The sequence below is a fragment of the Cohnella sp. SGD-V74 genome, assembly GCF_003001675.1.
GTDB lineage: Bacteria > Bacillota > Bacilli > Paenibacillales > Paenibacillaceae > Cohnella.
Genome location: NZ_PVYW01000022.1, coordinates 59,249 through 78,362 on the forward strand (window position 1 = coordinate 59,249; position 19,114 = coordinate 78,362).

Genomic DNA, 19,114 nt, shown 5'->3' on the forward strand with positions numbered 1-19,114 from the left:
CGTTCAATAACGATTGAATATTTGGTATAATTGAGCTGTAAAACAAACATCCCTTCGTGTGTTCAATAATTATTGTACGTTCATCCAGAGAGAAAAGGGTTATTGCCGCGTGAAGCGAAAATAAAGTTTATGTAAAATTTGCGGCCGTCCGGAAGATTGATAGGCGAAAACGGCGAAGGGAGCTGCGGCATGAAGAAGGCCACCTCGGGGAAAATGAAGGAACCGACGACGACGCGGGAAGAAGTCCGGTTGAAGATGATCGACGCCATTGCGCAAACGATGGACTTGTACGGAGTGAATTATTCGTTCGGACAGCTGTACGGCATTATGTTTTTCGAGGATCGTCCGATGACGCTCGAGGAAATGCGCACCCGCATGAACATGAGCAAAAGCAATATGAGCTACGCGGTTCGTTCGCTGATCGAATCGAAAATGGTGACGAAGCTGAACGAGAAGGACGAACGGAAGGATCTGTACGCCGCCGAGACGGACTTCTTCAAAGCGTTCCAGGCGTTCTTCGCCGCGAAGCTGCAGCGGGAGATCGACGTCATGCGCAAGGCGATCGACGAGTCGCTTCCCGAGCTGACGGAGAGCATTCTGGCGCGGGATACGCCGGAGGAGGAACGGAATCTGAGCCTGGACGACCTGCACAAGCTGAAGCACGCCGCCGGTTACTACGAATGGCTGCAGCGCTTCGTCCATGGGCTTCAGGAGGGAGTATTGTTCGACGGGCGACTCGCTGAAGCGGCCGCGGAGTCGGCCTCGCGCGACGATTCCTCCAACTGAGATCCCGGGAGGGGCGCGCGGCTGCAAGTTGACAAACCCCGCGCGAGCCACTATAGTCGAGGCGTAAATTCTCACGATGAGGAGGCTTCCTTGTGCTCGGCAGCGGGGACCATCGATTGTTCTGGGAAAATACCTTCATCACCATCCGCAGCGTCCGGCTGCATTACGTTCAGCCTCATCAGCCGCTGCTTTACGACAAGCTGCCTGCCAGCGTCTTTCTCTTCCTCTGCCAAGGCCGGGCAGGCATCGAGCTGGGAAGCGACCGTCTCACGGCGGAGCGCTTCTTCGCGCTGCACGCGGGAGCGGGCGCCCGGCTGGCCCTCTACCCCGAGCGCCGGGAATGCAAGTGCTGCGTCGTCGAATACGGGCTTGGTCCCGACGCTTCCGGCGATGAGCTTCCGGCCGCCTACCTGGATTCGTACGGCTTCATTCCGGAGCGGCCGCTCGCCATGTCGGACCTGATGGACAAGCTGCTCCAGTCGGATCGGCAGACAGACACTTTGATGCAGCAGTCTATCGTCAAAGGTTACTTTTATCAATTCGTAGAACTGGTGCTCGGCCAGCTCGACGGCAGCGCGCTCGCCGAGCCCGGCGGAGACGGCGTGTCGGAGGCGCTTCAGTATATCCATCTCCACTATGAAGAAGAAATTACGCTCGAGCAGTTAGCCGGATTGGTCGACGGCAGCCCGCGGCACCTGAGCCGCCAGTTCAAGGAGCGGATGGGCGTCAGCCCGATCGATTACGTCATTCATCTGCGCATGAAGAAGGCCAAACGGCTGCTGGCCGCCACCGACGCAAGCCTGCAGGAAATCGCCGAAAGCGTCGGCTACACCGACAGCTACGCCTTCGCCAAAATGTTCAAGAAGCAGACCGGAACGCCGCCCATCGGCTACCGCGACCTGCACCGCCTCCGGAATGCGTCCCCCGAGGCTCTCTCACAGGGCGGACGCGCGCTCGCCGCGGCCGCAAGAAGCGTGCAAACGTCGACGGGCAGCGTCCGGGTGCCGTTGCGCGCGGAGCGCGTCGTCGTTCTCTACCTGATCGGGGACGTGCTGGCTTGCGGAGTCGTGCCGGTCGGCATCTCGGATCTGTATTCGGGGGCCAGCTTCGAGGCGGACGCGGCCGGCATCCCCCAAGTCGGCCCTTGGTACGCCCCCGATCTGGAGGCGATAGAGGCGCTTGAACCCGATCTGATCATCGTTCCCTCCGAACAAACGTGGAAGCTGGTCAAGCACATCGCGCCAACCGTCTGCATCGACGCGTTCCACGATCCGGCCGAACAGCTGGCGATGGTGAACGCGAGCCTGGGCCGCAGCCTCGACGTCTGGTCCAAGACGGATCGCCTGTCGAAGCTGGCCGCGCGCTGCAAGGAGCAACTGCGGCAGGCCGGACTGCTGGACTGCACCGTCACGATCGTCGAAGGCGGCCTCAAGGGAATGGCTGTCGTGTGCAGCAAATGGAGCGGACGCGGCTCGCAAGCTCTCTATCATTTTCTTGGCCTGAAGGCTCCGGCCTTCATTCAGAGCCGGATCGACTATACCGGAAAGGGCAGCAACATGGTCGTTGCTCTTGAAAATCTGCCCGCGGTAGCCGGAGACTTCCTGATCCGCTCCTCTTATCCGGGTATGGACGACCTGTCCGTCCATGAAGTCTGGCGCAGCCTGCCCGCCGTAAGCGGCGGCCGTCTGATCGAGCTGGATTTCGGTCTGCTCTATTATCCCGATGCGCTGTCGATGGAGCGGCAGATCATCCGCATGACCGAGCGGCTGCTGGACTGCGCGAAACGCGGCTTTGGCCGAATCGGACAGTAGCCGCGTCCGAATCCGACATTGTTCCATCTCCTCGCCTCGTGCTACATTACGTGATGATAATGATTATCACTATCAGAAAAGGGGGCCGGCCGATTCCGGCACCTCTACTCGCACAAGGACGAAAGGAGTCAGGAACGATTGATGACACACCGGAAACATTTTGCTTCTCTCGCGCTCATGCTGCTTGTTCTGCTGCTGGCAAGCGCGTGCGGGGCCAACAACGAAGGCGCCAGCTCCCCCGCCGCTGCGGCTCAGCCGACAGCTTCGGCACAGCAAGCCGAACAACCTCCAAGCTCGGAACAGCCCTCCGAGGAGCCCGCGCAGGAGGAACCGGCCACTCGCATTGTCTCTACGATCAAAGGAGACGTCGAGGTGCCGAACCGTCCCGAACGCATCGTCGCGCTGTATATGATCGGGGACGTGCTGTCCTTCGGCATCTCCCCCGTCGGGATCTCGGACGTGTACGAAGGCGCGGCCTTCTGGGACCAGGTCGACGGGATAACGACGCTCGGAGAATGGTTCAAACCGAATCAGGAGGTCATCCTCTCGCTTAATCCCGACCTGATTTTGGTGCCCAGCGAAGAAACCTACGAGGCGCTGCGCAAAATCGCGCCTACCGTCCTCATCGATACGTTCGGGCAATCTCCCGAGGCGACGATCGCAGAGCTCGGCGAAGTGCTGGGCAAGCAGGAGCAGGCCGCGCAGATGCTCGCGGATTTCAAGGGCAAGATGGAGAGCGGCCGTCAGAAGCTGGCCGACGCCGGTCTGCTGGACAAAACCGTCACCATCGTCGAGGGCGGAGACAAAAACGTGATGTACGCCGTGTCCAGTCTGGATTACGGAAGAGGTTCACAGGCGATCTACCGTCACCTCGGCTTGAAAGCGCCTGAGCTCGTGCAGCAGCAGATCGACAAAAACTCGGCCAATCCCGACGAAGCCGGCTCGCTATCGCTTTCCTTCGAGGTGCTTGGGGACTACGTCGGCGATTACGTGTTCCGTTCCTCCTACGAAGGAATGGCCGATCTGAGCGGCAATCCGCTGTGGACCGGCATTCCCGCCGTCAAGGAAGGACGGCTGGTCGAAATTCCGTTCGGCTTCTGCTACTACAGCGACTTCTACTCGCTGAACAAGCAGATCGACTATATCGTCGACGCCATGATCGCAGCGGTCCAATAATTCGCAAAGAGCTGTCTCGCAAGGTCGGAAACGACCGGAGAGACAGCTCTTCTTAGAGGTTCTTTGTACATTCAAGGCATCATGACAGGAATTTTGCTATAGCCGGCTCCATTATATCAGGATAGCTCCTCCAACAGGTTAGCCTCTCAGCAGCACGTCGTTATCCCCTTCGCTCAGAACCCGCTCGGCGATCCGTCCATCCGCCAGCCGCAGCGTCAGCCGCGCTTCCATGCCCGAAGGGATGACGGCTCGTACGCGCACCCCGCCGTCCTCGCGCTCCCAGCGCGCATAGACCGGGCCGAGCGGCGTCCAGACCTTCCCTTCGGCGAACGTCAGGCTGTCCGGCAAGTAGGGGCGGATAATCGTCCGGGCGAAGCCCGGCGCCTCCGACTGGATGCCGACGACGTATTCCTGCAGCAGTCTCGCCGGATAGCCGTTCCAGGCGTGGGAGTGGCTTTCGAGATCTTCCCAGCCTTCCCACATCGTATTCCATCCTTGGGCGATCATATATCCCCAGCCCGGGTATTCCCTGCGGTCGAGCAGCGCGAACGCATCGGCCTCCCGGCCGTTGTCGAACAGCATGCGCAGCAACGGCAGCGTCAGCACCGTCCGGCATTCCCACCGCTGCTCCGCCACGGAGGCGATTGCCCGTTCCCGGTCTTCCTCCGGCACGAGTCCCGCGGCCAATGCGAGTGCGGTCACGCCCTGGTGGGTCGCGGACAATTCCGAGCTGTCGCGGAAACGCTTCTTCTCCGCGTCGTACAGCTGCGAGACGATCCGCTCGCGCAGCAAGTCAGCATGAGCCGCATACGCCTCGCTCTCCTCCCCGCGTCCGATCAAACCGGCCGCCCGGCTGACCGCCCTGAGCGCAAGAACAAGCTTGATCTGCTGCACCGTCAGGAACTGTCCTTTATGCTCGACCGAAGGGTACGGCCAATCGCTGATATGCCAGCCTTTGTCCAGCGGCACGAGCCCGGTGTCGGCATCCCGGATGCCGACGAAGTAATCGACCATGCGTCGGGCCGTCCCGTAAAATCTCTCCAGTACGCCGACGTCTCCCGACGCTTCGTACACTTTCCACATCAGCGTGGCGTAGTGCAGATCCCACTCCGGGATTTGCAGATGGAAGTCCGGATGCCCGTAATTGATCGGCGCCACGAACGGGAACGTGCCGTCGGGAAGCTGCGCGTCGGCGAAATCGGCCAACGTCTTCTCCAACACGTCGACGCCCACGAAATTGTACAGCAGCGCCTCCGCCTGCAAGTCGGTGTCCGCCGTATACTGCGCCTGCTCCCGGTGCGGGCAGTCGACGGTCTGGCCGAGCGTATTGTTCTTCTGCGTGCGGATGCAGGCGGCGTACAGCTCGTTCAGATGCGCGGCCGAGCATGAGAATTCGCCGATCTGCGCCATCTCCGTATACGCCCAGCAGACGGCGATCTCCCCTTCGGCGATCTCGCGCGGATACCCGGTCACTTCCACGTAGCGGAACGCCTTGTACGAGAAATCCGGCTGCCACGTCTCCAGTTCGTCCCCGCGCATCGTATATTCGTCATAATAGTTGTCGGAATGCTCGTTCGCGACGTTATGGTTAACCCGTCCGTTCTCGTCCAGCTTCTCCGAATAGCGCAGCCGGACGGTCGCGCCTGCAATTCCCTTCAGCGCAAGCTTCGGCCAGCCCGACACGACGGCGCCCGCGTCGAACACCTGCGCGAACTCGGCCTCGCCTCCCGCCGGCCGCGGCAGCTTGACGCACGCGATCTCTTCCGCGATCGCGCCCTCGGGTATGCGCTGCGCCTCCATCGGCCAATCGTCGCGCCCGATCCGCGCCGGCTTCGCCCTCACCGCGCCTTCCTTCCGCCACCCCGGATAGCGCCACTGCGGGTCCAGCTTCCGCGCGTCGTAGGCCTCGATCGCCGATACCCTGCGGTTTTGCTGATAGGGCGTGCCCGCCTCGTGGGGCATGCTCGCCAGCGCCTGCCAGGACGAGTTCGTCCTCACGATCTGCTCCGCGCCGTCCGCGTAGACGAGATGGAGCTGAAGCCTGAACCCCGGCAGTCCGTCGTAATAATTTTGCCCTCCGCCGCCCAGGTAGTGAGCGTCCGCCGTCAAGCAGTTCGGACCGTCCTTCAGCAGCTCCGCAACGTCGTAGGCCAAGTACGCTTTGCGCTTCTCCGGATTCGTCGGTGCCGGGGACACGTACCCGCCGAGCCTCGCCCCGTTCACGTACACCTTGGCCGCATTGTGCGCCGAATAGAACAGGATGGCCTGCTTCAGCGGGCCGCGCACGCGGAACTCCTTGCGGAAATAAGCGAAATCGTTGACGCGGACGCGCCGCGACCGCCAGATCCAATCCGCTTCCCATGCCGTCTTAAGCTCCTGCCGATGCTTGCGCCTCTCCCTCTCGTGTCCCGTCATCCCAACCGTCCTCCCCGCTGGCTTTTTTTCCAGCATACCATGCTTTTTTTCGTTGCCTATAGGGGGGTTAATATGATATCAATAGGGCAAATACATCCTATTCGCAAGGGAGCAGGGGACATGGCCTCATCGCCGTTCACGCTGGAAGGCAAGCTGTATTGGACGCCGGACTTTCCGATCGCCGTCACAAGGGAGCGGGAACGATTTTCTCTGCCGATCCATATTCACGATTTCGTGGAAGTTCAGTACGTTGCGGAGGGAAAAGGATTTCATTACATCGGGGACGAGCGGCTTTACGTGGAAAAAGGGGACTTCTTCATCATTCCGATCGGCACGCGCCACGTCTACCGCCCCGCATCGGAAGCGCCGAAGGACGAGCTGATCGTGTACAACTGCCTGTTCGATCCGTCCGTTCCGCGGAAGCTGGCGCTGGCATACCCGCTGCCGGGTCCGGCGCTGGAGCTGCTGTCCGGAGACGACCGCCCTTACCGCCGGTTCAAGGATTCTTATAACGAGGGGAAAGCGTGCATGGAAGCTCTGTACCGGGAGTATCAATCGCAATTGCCCGGCTACGAGGCCGTTCTCTATGCACGCTTGACCGAGCTTCTTGTGTGCCTGCACCGTCTGGAGCCGGCCGGGCGCCCCTCCGCTCCGGCAAGCTCGCGGCTGGCCGCCGCGCTCGAATATCTCGAACGCAACTGCGAGCGTCCGCTTACGCTGCCGGAGGCCGCCGCCCTGCTCCCGGTAAGTCCAAGCTACATGCAGCGCATGCTGAAGCGGACGACGGGGCAGTCGTTCACGGAGTACATGCAGAACCTGCGAATCCGCAAAAGCTGCGAGCTGCTGCGCCGGACGGCGCTCCCCGTCAAGGAGATAGCCGCCCGGTCGGGGTATCGCGATCTGAAGTTCTTCCACGAGCTGTTCCGCAAAAAGACGGGAAGAACGCCCCTCGAGTATCGGAACCAAGAGGACGGCGGCTGACGCGGCTGCCCGGTCAGGCGGTTCTCGGCGGCTCCCCCGGTTCGGACGAGCAAGGGGCTCCGAGACGAGGCGGACGGTTCAGCAGCGCCGTGCGGCGTTGGCCGCCGTTCGGCCGCTTCGGCTCAAAGCTCGCACAGCTTCGCGTCCTCCAGCGTCCCCGTCCCGGCTTCCAGCCGCAGCGTGCGGATCTCGAAACCGTTCAGCCGGACCTCATGGCGGAGGCCAAGCGACGGAATCGAGACGTACGTCGACTGCGGGGAACCGGTCGGCTCGAACAGGCGCAGGATGTACCCTTCTCCCCGCTCCTCTTTCTTAAATGCGCTGAGCTGCACCGTCCCTTCCTCCAGCCGGACGAAGGAGCCTGGCTTCTCCCCGTCCCCGGAAGGGAAGAAGGACAGCGCGTACGGCCTTTCGTTGCGGACGTCCGCCTCGCGGTCGACTATGGCGCGTCTCTCCGCGAGCGGTCCCGCGTTCAGCCAGAAAACGTATTGGCGTTCTCCCTGATCGATGCGCGGGGAGAAGCGGTCTTGCGGCATCAGCGGGCGATCGCCGATCGGATGGGCGCAGTAACCCGGGCTTCTGAGCAGCGACAGGCGAATTTCGCCTTCGCGGCAATCCGAGCCGTAGATGCCGTCGTTGATGCACGTCACCGCTAACCCGTCCTTCTCCGAATGTACGGCCACCCATTTCTGCGCGACCGCCTCGTCGCCGTTGCTTGGCAGCTCCTGCGCCCCGAACGCCGTCTGCCCGACGAACGAGCCGTCCCGCAGCGCGGTCGGGATCGACAGCTTCAGCATTTTGTCCTTTTCATTCCAGAACGCACGCACGCGCACTTCGATCTCCGTCCCCCGCTTGGGCAGCCTGTAGGTCAGAACGATCGCGGACGCTCCGTAGGAGAGCACCGCTTCGATGACTGTACGGACTTCTCCGTCCTCGACGACCCTCACGGAAGGAACCAGCCGCCCCTTCACGCCCGAAAAGTCGGTTCCCGCTCCCGGCGACATAAGCGAGAAGGCGCCGATGTCCGGGGAGAACGCATTCGTATCCATCCGCCAGGGATCCTCGTTATCCTGCACGACGACCGGCCGGAAAGCTCCGGGCAGCAGGAACGACTCGCCGCCGACGGCATATTCGTCGATCAGGCCCGTCTCCGCGTTGACGACAACGGACAGCTCTCCGTTCGAGAAGCGATAGACTCCGTCCGTCGCTTGAAGCTCCGGTTCCGGCTTGCGCTCCAGCATCTCGATCCGGCAATCGAAGCGGTTCATCGAGGAGGGCGCGAGCTCGGCTTCGAAGACGACCCGCTTGCGCCAGTCAAGCGTCAGGTTGCTGAGCTCTTTCTCCGGCTGGCTCGGGATGCGCGCGCCGCCCTGGTAAGCGACCGGCATCGAGAACTCGTCCTTCCAGTTCTGGTCCTCCAGCATGAACTCGCATTCGAAGACGCCCCGAACCGGGAAAGGATGCGGATTGTAGACGAGCACCGGATATTCCTTCGATTCGGCCTTGGGCTGCCCGGCGGCCAGCGCGAAAAACGCCCTCGCCTTCAACCGTGCGACGATCTCCAGCCCATGGTCGAGCAGACGCAGTGCGGCCTCCTCGGCGGGCTGTATGGAAGTGCCCGGCAGGATGTCGTGGAACTGCGCCGTCATCAGATCTTTCGCCGCCTCGCGCAGATCGTCCGCCGGATAAGCCAGCCCGGTCTGCTGCGCGGCGGCGGACAGCATTTTCTCCGTCATATACAGCTCGTTCTCCAACTGCCGGTGCTTCTGCTTGATACGGATCATCGACGTATAGCAGCCGACGAACCGGGGATTCAGGTCCCCTTCGTAGGCCGGAAATTCCTTCGTACCCCGGACTTCCCGGAAGTACGCTTCAGGAGTGGAATGCACGATCTCGCAGCCCGATCCGGAAGCTTCGTCCATCATCTCGCGGATTTTCCTCAGATCGGCGCGGGAGGGGCCGCCTCCGTGATTGCCGACGCCCCACAGCACCATCGTCATCGAGCCGTCCGGAATTTCCCCGCGAAGCTTGTCTATCTTGAGATGCGCCTCCCCAAGCAGCGTATTGTAGCCGCCCGAGATGCGGTGCGCGATAATTTCGCTGCCGTTAAAACCCTTCCAGGCGAACTCCTGGGCGGGAGCCTTGTCGAAGCCGTCGGGGCGCATGAAAATATAAGAGTCGTACCCCGCCTGCCGCATAATCTGCACAAGTCCCCGCGTATGGCCGAACGAATCGAAGTTGATCGCCGTCGTCGGCTCGACGCCGAACTTGTCGCGGAAGTACGTTTTGCCGAGCAGCATCTGGCGCACGAACGACTCCCCCGAGGGCATGTTGCAGTCCGGCTGCAAATACCAGCCGCCCATGATGTGCCATTTTCCTTCCCGAACCAGCCTCTGGATTCTCGCGAACAGCGCCGGCTCGTACTCTTCCACCCATTGGTAGAGAATCACTTCGTTATGATTGAACACATACCCGTCGAACTCCTCGCAGAAATCCGCCGCCGCGCGGAAGGTCGATACGGCTGCCGACGCGCCTTCCTCCCACTCCCACTGCCATACCGGGTCCAAATGCGCGTTGCTGATCAGGTGAAGTTTTTTCAAAATGATCCCTCCGGTTCTTGTCGTCCTTCCTCCCCATTGTCCCTCGGCGGCGCCGTGCGGTAAATTGACTATTCGCATCAATAGTTGTTCTATTGTGATAAGATAGCAGAAGAGCAGTTGAAACCGGGAGGGGCGGACATGGACATTCAGCGCTGGAAGCAGGATCTTCCTGCGATTTTCACGAAGCTATGCCGGGAAATCCAGGTTAATGATACGGTTATCGACTGGATCGATATCATTTTCGAACAAATCGGCAACGCCAGCAAATGCCCGCCCCACTCCCATACCTGGTTCGAATTCAACTATGTACTGAGCGGACGGATGCAGACCCGCTTCCGCGATCGGCTCGTCACGATCAACGAAGGGGACTTCTTCCTCATTCCGCCGGGACTCGTCCATTCTCACACCTATACGAAGGGCAATCCGCACGAGGGCATCTGCCTTCGCTGGCGAATCCGACGCGCGGATGGTCCCGAAAACGGAGGCGGAGCCGGGGAGTCATGGTACGACGAATTGAATCGTTTAAGCCATTGGAAGCCGGGCGGATACACGGACCGTTACGGGGTTAGGGAAATTTTGCTGCATTTTATCGAAGAAGCGTTAACCGGCAGATCTCCTTTATCCCTTCAGCTCATTTTGCTGAGGCTGCTGGAGACGATCGCCTCGATCGCTCAATCGGAACGGCACGGACAGGAGGAGCCGGAAGGACCGAAGGATCAGCTGATCAAAAAAATCGAGGTGTATTTGGAGGATTTTCGAGGCAAGCGATTTAACGTCGCCGATCTGGCCGCTTCGCTGCATATGAGCTACGGCCATCTGTGCAGGGTATACAGGCAAAGAACCGGCATCACCCTGATCGAGAGGATGAACCGGCTCCGTCTGGAGAAGGCAGCTGCGCTGCTGCGCGAGCCTTCTCCTCCGCTGATTAAGGAGGTCGCCGAAATTGCCGGCTTCCCCGATCTCTATTACTTTAGCAAAGCGTTCAAAAAAAGGTTCGGCGTCAGCCCTGCCTCCTACCGGAAGCAGCACGGACTTGGAGATTCGCCAAACCGGCTGGCCGGGGCAGGCTCTGCGGACGGCTAGCCGGACCTTGTCCGGCAGGTTTCCCGGCCGACTGAAGCCGTACCTTCGTTAACGGCAGCGCCCGGAGAACACCAGCTTGCCGAATCTCTCTGAGATATGGTAGTTGATCGCTCCCGTAGGCGACCATGCCTGAAAATGGCGGGTGCCGTCCGGCTCGTCGTCGATGCGGAAAAAGTTGATTCTCCACTGCGTCCCGGCTTCGGGGGCTTGCGAGAAATTGGAGAAAGGCAGCTTAAACGTGTACGTGCGCCGGTCCCCGTCGGCCTCGATCGTCCGCTCGAAGCCTTGCACTTCCCATTCCGAGCCGATCTTAAAGCGATCGGGTTCGTTCTCGTTGTCATGATCGATCATCAGATCGCAGAGCACGCCGTTCGGACTGACGACCAGTTCCATATACCGCCTGCACTTGCCTTCTTCGTCGATGAACATCTCCACGACGTCCTGCTCCCACAGCGGATCTTTGCGGTTCGTATACTGCGAGACGACGTACGTGTCCACGCACTCGAACCTCATGTACAGGAAACGGTCGTCCCAGCAAGCTTTAACCCGCGTCTCCTCGCGAACGTCGCCGCCGGTGACGACGTCCACCAGACCGACCGAGGGGATGCCGTCCCATACTCCGTCCGCGTCATTCACATATTGGCATTGATAAGTCGGAATTTCTCCAAGCTTCGACATAATGGCCTCCGTTGTTTTCCTATTCTATTGCGCCCGCTCCATTCTCTCGGCGCTTTGCCTCAATGCAGGCCTGCGAACACGCGCTTCATATCGATATCGATGCAAGAAAACAAAGGGGAAGTTACCCTGTTCGGGGCAACGTACGTTTCTACTAAATTCAGCTTGCCGTCCCCGTTTAGAATAAACTGATCCAGAGTCAGGTGAACCGGATCGACGATCCAGTATTCCTTCAGTCCGAAGCGTTCGAATTGGCGTTTTTTCCTCACCTTGTCGTTATGACTCGTCGAGGGCGACAAAATTTCAACGGCCAGATCCGGAACGCCTTCGATCCGTTTCTCCTTGATAATAGCAGCATTTTCATGCAAAATGTACACCAGATCGGGCTGAAACTGATTGTCCTCGTCCAAATAGACGTCAACAGGGGAATAGAGAATGGTCCCGTTCGGGTGACAGGTTTGATGGAGCATAATATGGAGCGCTCCGGAAATTTGCTGATGATGAATCGTCGGCGCCGCCTGCATATCGTAGCGGACGCCTTCGATAATCTCGTAGCGCTCCTCCTCCATTCCGAAAAAGTCCAGGTCGTCCCCGTCATACGCGTAATTCTCTGTCTGTTCTTTCACAACAGGTTCCCGTTTCTTGGACTCGTCATCCTTGCGCTTGTCCGACATTTTATCGACGCCTCCTCTGCTTTTTATTCTCATTTTACTATTAATGGAATTTTTAAGCAACGAAATTGCAGCCGATCGCACGCTCTTCTGTCGAACGACGTCATCCTCTGCGAGCCTATGTCCCTTGCACTTTGAACTCGGCGGCGGGCAGCCCCTTCACGCCCGGCTTATACACGAACAGGCTTCCTGCCAGCGGCTCTCTGCGGAGCTGTTCCTCGCTCAGCCCAACGCTCGCGGAAGTAATGTACAGTTCGTCCAGATCGTCGCCGCCGAAGCAGCAGGAGGTGACCCGGGATACGGGCAGCTCGACGCGCTCCAGGCATTCGCCGGTATCGGGATCGAAGCGGCTGACGGCATGTCCGTCCCAATGCGCGACCCACAGCTTGCCTTCGGCATCAACGGTCATGCCGTCGGGGTATCCCTGATCGGCGGGGATAACGGCAACGGTCCGGCGATTGGAGATGCCGCCGCTCCCGGCGTCGAAGTCGAACTTGTCGATCCGTCTCGTGCTCGTATCGATGTAGTACATCGTGCTGCCGTCGAGACTCCAGCCGAGGCCGTTGGAGCAGCCGATCTCCTCCGCCATCTTATGCGCGCTTCCGTCGCCGTCCAGCCGGTACAGCGCGCCGGTCGGAGCCCCGTCAGCTATCGGCATCGTGCCCGCCCAGAACCGGCCGGCCGGATCGCACTTGCCGTCGTTAAAGCGGTTGCCCGGCAAATGCGCCTCGGGGTCGGCGATCGGCTCCAATTCGCCTGTCTCCGCGTCCAGGAAATGAAATCCGTTCTGCAAAGCGCATACCATTCGTCCGTCCGTCGCCCGCACGACCGCGCCGATCCGCTGTCCTACCGATACAGACTCTTCCTCGCCCGTCTTCGGATTCCACATCCGTATTTTCATGCCCTCGATGTCCACCCATACGAGCCGTCCGCTCTCCGGGAGCCACAACGGCCCTTCTCCGAGCACCGACTTTTCCGCGTTGATCGCTTCCGCCCGTTTCGTCATTCGACTCATCCTCCCAATCTTCCAATCTACGTACCATCGTACAGCGCGCTCCGATGAAAGCGCAACCCTTGACGCCCGTTCCTTGATGCCGGCCTCGTTCACAGCCTCGAATCCAATCTTTTGTTCAATCTCGATACTAATTGATAATGATTATCATTTGCGATATGATAAAAACAGAAAACCGAAAGGATGGATCCTATCCATGTCTGCCACCCAACAGAAGTCGGCCCTGTCCCAGCTGATTCGGAAGAGAAGATCGATTCGCAGTTTCGCCAAGCGGGACTTGTCCCCTGAACTGATCGTCGAGCTGCTGCAAGCGGCGGAGGCCTCGGTTCTATCGACGGATCAAGAGCCTTCCCATCGCTTTCTTCTGCTTGCCAGTCCGGATGGCAAAGCCAAAGCGGCTTCCATCGTCATGGACGCCTACTCCGAACAAGGGCTGTACAAGTGGCTGCCGAACAAGCTCAACCAGTTGATGGCCGATCGCATCGCGCAAATCCCCGCCTTTCTGATCGCGATCGCGAAGGACCGGGGGGAGAAGGAGCGGGAGCGCGCGACGGTCAGCGCCGTGCTGCAGAGCCTGACTCTGCTCGCTTGGGAACGCGGCATCGGAGCGGTGTGGAATACGGAATCTTTCATGCATAAACCTTCCTTTAAGCTCGGCGTCGGCGTGCAGGAAGACGAGCGCATAGTCACCATCCTGTATTTGGGGTACTGCGAGAAAGTCCCGAAGACGAAGCCGCGCACGCCCGCGGAGAAGAAGCTGACTTATTTGTAATTTCATGATGAACGGAGGCTGTCTGATATGAGTATTCTTTCTCTCTTCCGGGAAGCGCGGGAGGTGCGTCGGTTCTCCGACCGTCCCGTCTCCCGGGAGGTTATTCTGTCCATTCTGGAAGACGCCGTCTGGGCGCCCAATCACAAGCTGCGGGAACCATGGCGGTTTATTTATGCGGAAGGCGCGGCGAAAATCAAGCTGACCGATTCCGTCGACGCCAGCAAGCACCCCCGCCTCGTCGACACACTGACGCAAGCGCCGGTCGTCTTGATCGTCACGTCTCCGGTCAATCCGGACGAGCGCATCGACAGCGACGACTTCGGAGCCGTCTGCTGCCTGATTCAGAACATTCAATTGCTCGGCTGGGCCCAAGGGCTCGGAATGGCTTGGGAGCTGGCCGATTATTCCGCCTGCGAGGAGCTGCTGGCGCTCTCCGGCGTTCGGAGCGACGAGCGGATTGCCGGCATCCTCGGGCTCGGCTTCTTCGATTCGCTTCCCGAGAAACCGGCCGTCGCCGGCCTGGACGACAGGCTCGAAATCTGGTAAGCGAGGCCGAGCGATGATACTGGATGAGCTGCTTGCCCTATGGAATCAAGCTTTCGTCAAGGTGCTCGACGTCCGTCTTCACAGACTCCGGCCGGGAGAGAGCCCGCCTCCCTACACCCTGCCCTCCCATCTGTTTCTGTACAGCTTTCGCGGAAGCGCGCAGATCCGGCTTAACGACGCGTTCTTCAGCGTCGACGGATGCGCCGCGCTTCACGGGAGCAAGGGCTTTACTCTCCATATCGCGGTTCGGGAAGAGGGATTCGAGTACTACGCCGTTCATTACGCGATCCAATATCCCCGTCAGCACCGTCCGGAGATGACGCTGCTGACGGATCGCAATCCGTGGCTGCTGGCTCCTTATTCCTTCGTTCCTTCCCGCCCCGTCTCCTTGCTGGATCAGTTGGATCGATTGTACGAGATCTGGACAGGCAGGGGCGCCGACGGCTTAAAACCGCTGCGCGCCAAAACGCTGTTTTACCGCTGGGTATGCGATCTTCTCGAGCAGATGGACGAGCAGCCCCGCTCCCCGTCGCCGCTGCCTTCCGATCTGGTCGGACAGGCCGTCCGCTACATCCGCCTGCATTACGCCGAGCCCATCACGCTGGAGCGTATGGCCGCGGCGCTCAATTACAGCGTGCCGTACTTGATCAAGCAGTTCAAGCTGAGAATGGGCATCAGCCCGATCGGCTATCTCATCGAGGTGCGCATGGACAAGGCCAAGGAGCTGCTGCTGCGCACCGACGCCGCCCTGCAGGACATTGCGGAAGGCGTAGGGTACAACGACATCTCCTATTTCAACAAAACGTTCAAGAAATATACCGGCATGACGCCAGGGCAATACAGAGCCGGCCGCTCCGCCGGGCATGCGGGCTCAGATCGTCATACGAAACGGATCATATCCTCCCTTGTTCCGGAAGTTTCCGGACGATACAATGCTGATGATAATGAAAATCATTTTCATTTTGATCGTTCGAACAAGGGAGAGGACTACAACATGTTTCATTTCGAGAAAAAAAACAAGCTGGCTATGCTCGTACTGGGAATCGCCCTGCTGCTGAGCGCATGCTCCGGAACGGCCGGCAACCACGGCGGACCCGCCCCCTCGCCTGCCTCCTTGCAGACTGAGGCGGCGACCGGCACGGCGGCTTCCTCCGAGACGGCTTCGCAGACGCAGCAGCCGTCATGGCCTAGAACGTATACCGACGCCGCCGGCAACAACGTGAAGCTCGAAGCGCAGCCGAAGCGGATTATCGTCTCTCATTTCAGCATGATGGAATACCTGTTCGCGCTCGACATGCCGCCGATCGCCTCCGCGCTGGCCGACCGGATCTTGAACGCGTTCGAGACGCTGAAGCCGTATGCGCAAACCGCCCAAGTGGCGGACATCGGACAAGTCGTGACGCCGAACTTGGAGATGATGACGGAGCTGGAGCCCGACCTCATTCTGGCTTTTGCCGGCACGCATAACGACGTGTACGCGGATCTGAACAAGATCGCGCCCGTCGTCATGTTCAGCATCGAGGATTTGAACTGGAAGGAAAGACTGCGGGAATACGCCAAGCTGCTCGGCAAGGAGCAGGAAGCGGAGGACTATATCGCCGAGCTGACCGGGCTCATGAACGAAACCCGGGCCAAGCTGGCTCCTTACAAGGATCAGTCCGTCACATTCCTGTGGCCGACCGGCAACGGCGATACGTTCTACGTGCTGGACGACAGCTCGATCGAATACGTGTACGATCCGGAAGGGCTCGGCATGAAGTCGCCCGGCGCCTTCAAGCTGGAGGACGACGCCGTGTCCATGGAAGGGGTAACGATGCTCGATCCGGACATTATTTTTGTCGTCGATTATTTGGACGGAGTCGAAGAGCGGCTGGCGGAGCTGAGCAAGAGCAAGGTGTGGAATTCGCTGAGCGCCGTGAAGAAGGGCCAAGTGTTCACGATGGACATTTCCGCGAACGCGGGAGGACCGCTTGCGGTGAGATATGCAGTCGATCGAATCTCGCAAGCTCTTATTCGATAGGGGGCTTATCGCGGATGCAATCAATCATCACGGACAAGCTGCTGGACCGCGAGCTGATCGTGTATTTGCCGGACGATTACGACGATGGCGAGAAGCGTTACCCGGTCGTCTACGCGCAGGACGGCGGGGACTTGATCGATCCCGGGCAGAGCGGCACGCTCCGGGCGATTAAGCAATTGACCGCCCGGGGCGAGCTTCCCGGCATCATCTTCGTCGGGATCGTTCCCTTCGACCGGAACGACGAATATACGCCCTTCGCGACTCCCAACATCTTCGAACCGGGTAAGCTGTTCGGCGCCAAGGCGGCGCAGTACGCGTCGTATCTCGCCCATACGCTCAAGCCTTACGTGGACGGCCGATACCGCACGCTGACCGATGCCCCGCATACGGGCATCATGGGCTTTTCGCTCGGAGGCTTGATCTCCGTCTATACGGCGCTGCTCTATCCGAGCGTGTTCGGACGAATCGGCAGCTTCTCGGGCTCGTTCTGGTATCCCGGCTTTACGGAATGGGTGCGGGAGCTGGAGATCCGCAATGCCGGTCAGCGGCTCTACATGAATGTCGGCCACGCCGAAGGGGCCGGCCGGACGACCGGGCAGCAGTGGATGGTGCCGAACCACGGAACGATCTACGAGCGTCTGCTGCAGACCGGCTTCACCAGGAGCACCGCCTCGATGACCGTCTACGAGAGCGATGCGCATTCTTTCTCCAAAGGCGTTCTCTATGTACCCGATGCGATGAAGTGGCTGTTCTGCCACTCGTAGGCTGTCGCCCTCGGCTCCAGCACCAACGTGTCGTAGATCCCCCCCGTTCTGCCCGGAACCGCCGTCCGCCAGTCCGTCAGCGCTCCGGGATCGAGCGGGTAGTTAAACAGCGACTTGAGACCGTTGCCGTACCGGACGACGATCCGGCAATCGGATCGAACGCGGGGGCGCAGCTCCCGCAAAATGTCCAGCTTCTCCGGCACCAAGGAAGCGATGAACACATGCGTAGCCGCGCTTGCGAATTCGGGCTCGCTCAGATGGCCGTCCGTATAACGGAACGTTTGCTTCATGCCCAAGTACCGCGCAAGCTCCGTTCCATGACGAACGGCCTCCTCGTCGATATCGACGCACAGCACTTCCGCCGACGTTTCTCTTGCGATCGTAATCGCCGATACCGGAAAAGCCCCTGCGCCGATAAACATCACCTTGGCGCCCCGCCGTCCCCGAACCCGCTCCCACTCCTCCCGCGCCGACGCGGACAGCAGCGCGGTATACAGGTCGGCGTCCCGTTCGCGCGCATAGACTTGCCTGGCCCTCATCTTCTCCACCAAGCCCAGAGAACGGGCCGAAGCCTCCCTCAGCCTCTCCGCCGCCATTCTCGTCACCGCGTCGTTCGCACAGCGCCTCCAGCATCTCCCGTTGCCCTCGTCCAGGATGAACTCGCACAGCCGATCCAGCTGCCCGCCAAGCCGCGGCCAACGCTCATTCCGCTCGAGCACGGCCTCCATCAACCCGTCCAGCTCGTCCGCCAAGGCGCCCAAGATCCGGGCAAAGCTCCCATCGCTCTTAATCGCCTATCCCTCCGTCTCCGGCAATGCCAAACACAGGAAGTATATGAACGGGGACAAGCGGATCATGTCTGATCTTGCGGAATTCCGGTTTACCCGCGTCTTCAGTCGAAATAAATGTCCTTGCGGATTTCCGAGCGCTCCCTTTCTCTCCACTCGGCGGGCGTCATCCGTTCCAGTTCCTTGAATACGCGGGTGAAGTGATAGATCGTTTTGAACCCTACCTGCCAGGCGATCGTCTTCAAGCTCGCCGAAGTGCCGGCGATCATTTCCCGCGCTTTCTCTATGCGCACCCTGCGCAAATATTGCGTGAACGTAACGCCGTAACCGCTCCGAAACGCCCGTCCCGCATAGCTCTTGTTATAGCCGATCGCCGCGGCGGCATCGCCCAGAGTGATTTCTTCCGCATAATGGCTTCGCAAGTATTGCTCCAATCTCTGCGCCGCGTCGAGGGGTTCGTATGTCGGTGCCGCCGGCTGCTTGATCGGACGCTCCGTCTGCCCTGCCGACGGCTGTTGGGCAGCCGTTCGCTGCCTTGCCAACCCGTACAGAAGCTGCCCGAGCATCAGCGCGGCTATCGAGTCGTAATGCTTTTCCTTGCGGGCCCCTTCCGCGCGTATACGCTCCAGCAGCGACCTGGATTCCCCCTCCTCGTCCCGGCACGGCGAGGGGCATGCCCCCGCTGCCTGCTCCAGATCGTTGTCGTAGAGCCGGAATTTCAGATCGAGCGTCTTGATCGCCCGGACGCCTCCTGGCGTCAAGCCGTGCATGACGCCGGGCGCGATCAGGAAGAGCAGTCCGGGAGCGATCGCATAGCTTCGATCGCCCAGCAAGAAGCTTCCCGCTCCGTCGACGAAATAGATGATCTGATAGAAGTTGTGTCGATGAAGCTCCAGACGAGCGCCCGGCTTGTAATCGAAGCGGGCGGCCCAATGAATATGCACCCCGTGACGTCTCATGCCATGCCTCCTCCTCCTAATCGCATTTTTAAGTATCGACGCGACAAATACAAGA

The 19,114-nt window shown here is 60.0% G+C and carries 16 protein-coding genes; 9 read left to right on the forward strand and 7 right to left on the reverse strand.

Annotation, left to right across the window (positions count from 1 at the left end; all coding sequences use genetic code 11):
- Positions 1 to 189 precede the first annotated feature (189 nt).
- The 3 genes from B0G52_RS27825 to B0G52_RS27835 all read left to right on the forward strand — a co-directional run bounded on the left by B0G52_RS27825 (position 190) and on the right by B0G52_RS27835 (position 3,773).
- Entirely contained in the window at positions 190 to 786 is a 597-nt protein-coding gene (locus B0G52_RS27825; RefSeq protein WP_094049437.1) for a GbsR/MarR family transcriptional regulator, read from the forward strand.
- Between the two features lie 92 nt (positions 787 to 878).
- Complete coding sequence (locus tag B0G52_RS27830; protein WP_094049439.1) at positions 879 to 2,597, forward strand: AraC family transcriptional regulator; 1,719 nt, start codon at positions 879 to 881, stop codon at positions 2,595 to 2,597.
- Positions 2,598 to 2,738: 141 nt separating this feature from the next.
- Positions 2,739 to 3,773 carry an ABC transporter substrate-binding protein gene (locus B0G52_RS27835; protein WP_094049441.1) on the forward strand — a complete coding sequence of 345 codons (1,035 nt, stop codon included), beginning with the start codon at positions 2,739 to 2,741 and terminating at the stop codon, positions 3,771 to 3,773.
- Between the two features lie 138 nt (positions 3,774 to 3,911).
- Here B0G52_RS27835 and B0G52_RS27840 read toward each other — a convergent pair whose 3' ends face one another.
- The gene (locus tag B0G52_RS27840; RefSeq protein ID WP_094049443.1) at positions 3,912 to 6,188 is read right to left on the reverse strand and encodes an alpha-L-rhamnosidase; all 2,277 of its coding nucleotides are present in this window, start codon (positions 6,186 to 6,188) and stop codon (positions 3,912 to 3,914) included.
- Between the two features lie 120 nt (positions 6,189 to 6,308).
- On the opposite strand from B0G52_RS27840, the gene B0G52_RS27845 reads away from it, so the two are divergent.
- On the forward strand, positions 6,309 to 7,169 hold the full coding sequence (locus B0G52_RS27845; RefSeq protein ID WP_158223902.1) for an AraC family transcriptional regulator: 861 nt from the start codon (positions 6,309 to 6,311) through the stop codon (positions 7,167 to 7,169).
- A gap of 122 nt (positions 7,170 to 7,291) precedes the next feature.
- On the opposite strand, the gene B0G52_RS27850 is transcribed toward B0G52_RS27845, so the two are convergent.
- The gene (locus B0G52_RS27850) at positions 7,292 to 9,769 is read right to left on the reverse strand and encodes a glycoside hydrolase family 38 N-terminal domain-containing protein (protein ID WP_094049447.1); all 2,478 of its coding nucleotides are present in this window, start codon (positions 9,767 to 9,769) and stop codon (positions 7,292 to 7,294) included.
- Between the two features lie 138 nt (positions 9,770 to 9,907).
- Here B0G52_RS27850 and B0G52_RS27855 point away from each other — a divergent pair, with 138 nt between their 5' ends.
- Positions 9,908 to 10,852 carry a helix-turn-helix transcriptional regulator gene (locus B0G52_RS27855; protein WP_094049449.1) on the forward strand — a complete coding sequence of 315 codons (945 nt, stop codon included), beginning with the start codon at positions 9,908 to 9,910 and terminating at the stop codon, positions 10,850 to 10,852.
- A gap of 48 nt (positions 10,853 to 10,900) precedes the next feature.
- Here the strand turns inward: B0G52_RS27855 and B0G52_RS27860 are convergent, their stop codons facing one another.
- The 3 genes from B0G52_RS27860 to B0G52_RS27870 form a co-directional block, all read right to left on the reverse strand.
- Positions 10,901 to 11,530 carry a carbohydrate-binding family 9-like protein gene (locus B0G52_RS27860; RefSeq protein ID WP_094049451.1) on the reverse strand — a complete coding sequence of 210 codons (630 nt, stop codon included), beginning with the start codon at positions 11,528 to 11,530 and terminating at the stop codon, positions 10,901 to 10,903.
- A gap of 59 nt (positions 11,531 to 11,589) precedes the next feature.
- Positions 11,590 to 12,201: a Uma2 family endonuclease gene (locus tag B0G52_RS27865; RefSeq protein WP_158223903.1), complete on the reverse strand. Its 612-nt coding sequence runs from the start codon at positions 12,199 to 12,201 to the stop codon at positions 11,590 to 11,592.
- Between the two features lie 115 nt (positions 12,202 to 12,316).
- On the reverse strand, positions 12,317 to 13,204 hold the full coding sequence (locus B0G52_RS27870) for an SMP-30/gluconolactonase/LRE family protein (RefSeq protein WP_233163133.1): 888 nt from the start codon (positions 13,202 to 13,204) through the stop codon (positions 12,317 to 12,319).
- A 202-nt stretch (positions 13,205 to 13,406) separates the two neighbouring features.
- Here B0G52_RS27870 and B0G52_RS27875 point away from each other — a divergent pair, with 202 nt between their 5' ends.
- The 4 genes from B0G52_RS27875 to B0G52_RS27890 are packed head-to-tail and all read left to right on the forward strand — an operon-like array spanning position 13,407 to position 17,312.
- Complete coding sequence (locus tag B0G52_RS27875; RefSeq protein ID WP_158223904.1) at positions 13,407 to 13,982, forward strand: nitroreductase family protein; 576 nt, start codon at positions 13,407 to 13,409, stop codon at positions 13,980 to 13,982.
- 27 nt (positions 13,983 to 14,009) lie between these two features.
- Entirely contained in the window at positions 14,010 to 14,528 is a 519-nt protein-coding gene (locus B0G52_RS27880) for a nitroreductase family protein (protein ID WP_094049457.1), read from the forward strand.
- A 13-nt stretch (positions 14,529 to 14,541) separates the two neighbouring features.
- Entirely contained in the window at positions 14,542 to 16,548 is a 2,007-nt protein-coding gene (locus tag B0G52_RS27885) for a helix-turn-helix domain-containing protein (protein ID WP_094049459.1), read from the forward strand.
- Between the two features lie 14 nt (positions 16,549 to 16,562).
- A complete protein-coding gene (locus B0G52_RS27890; protein WP_094049461.1) occupies positions 16,563 to 17,312 on the forward strand; it encodes an alpha/beta hydrolase in 750 nt (249 codons plus the stop codon).
- Here B0G52_RS27890 and B0G52_RS27895 read toward each other — a convergent pair.
- Positions 17,270 to 18,073, reverse strand: coding sequence for a nicotianamine synthase family protein (locus tag B0G52_RS27895; RefSeq protein ID WP_094049463.1), 804 nt, complete (start codon positions 18,071 to 18,073; stop codon positions 17,270 to 17,272). The two genes, B0G52_RS27890 and B0G52_RS27895, sit on opposite strands and share 43 nt — an antisense overlap.
- A 131-nt stretch (positions 18,074 to 18,204) precedes the next feature.
- Entirely contained in the window at positions 18,205 to 19,059 is an 855-nt protein-coding gene (locus tag B0G52_RS27900; RefSeq protein WP_158223905.1) for a helix-turn-helix transcriptional regulator, read from the reverse strand.
- Positions 19,060 to 19,114 lie beyond the last annotated feature (55 nt).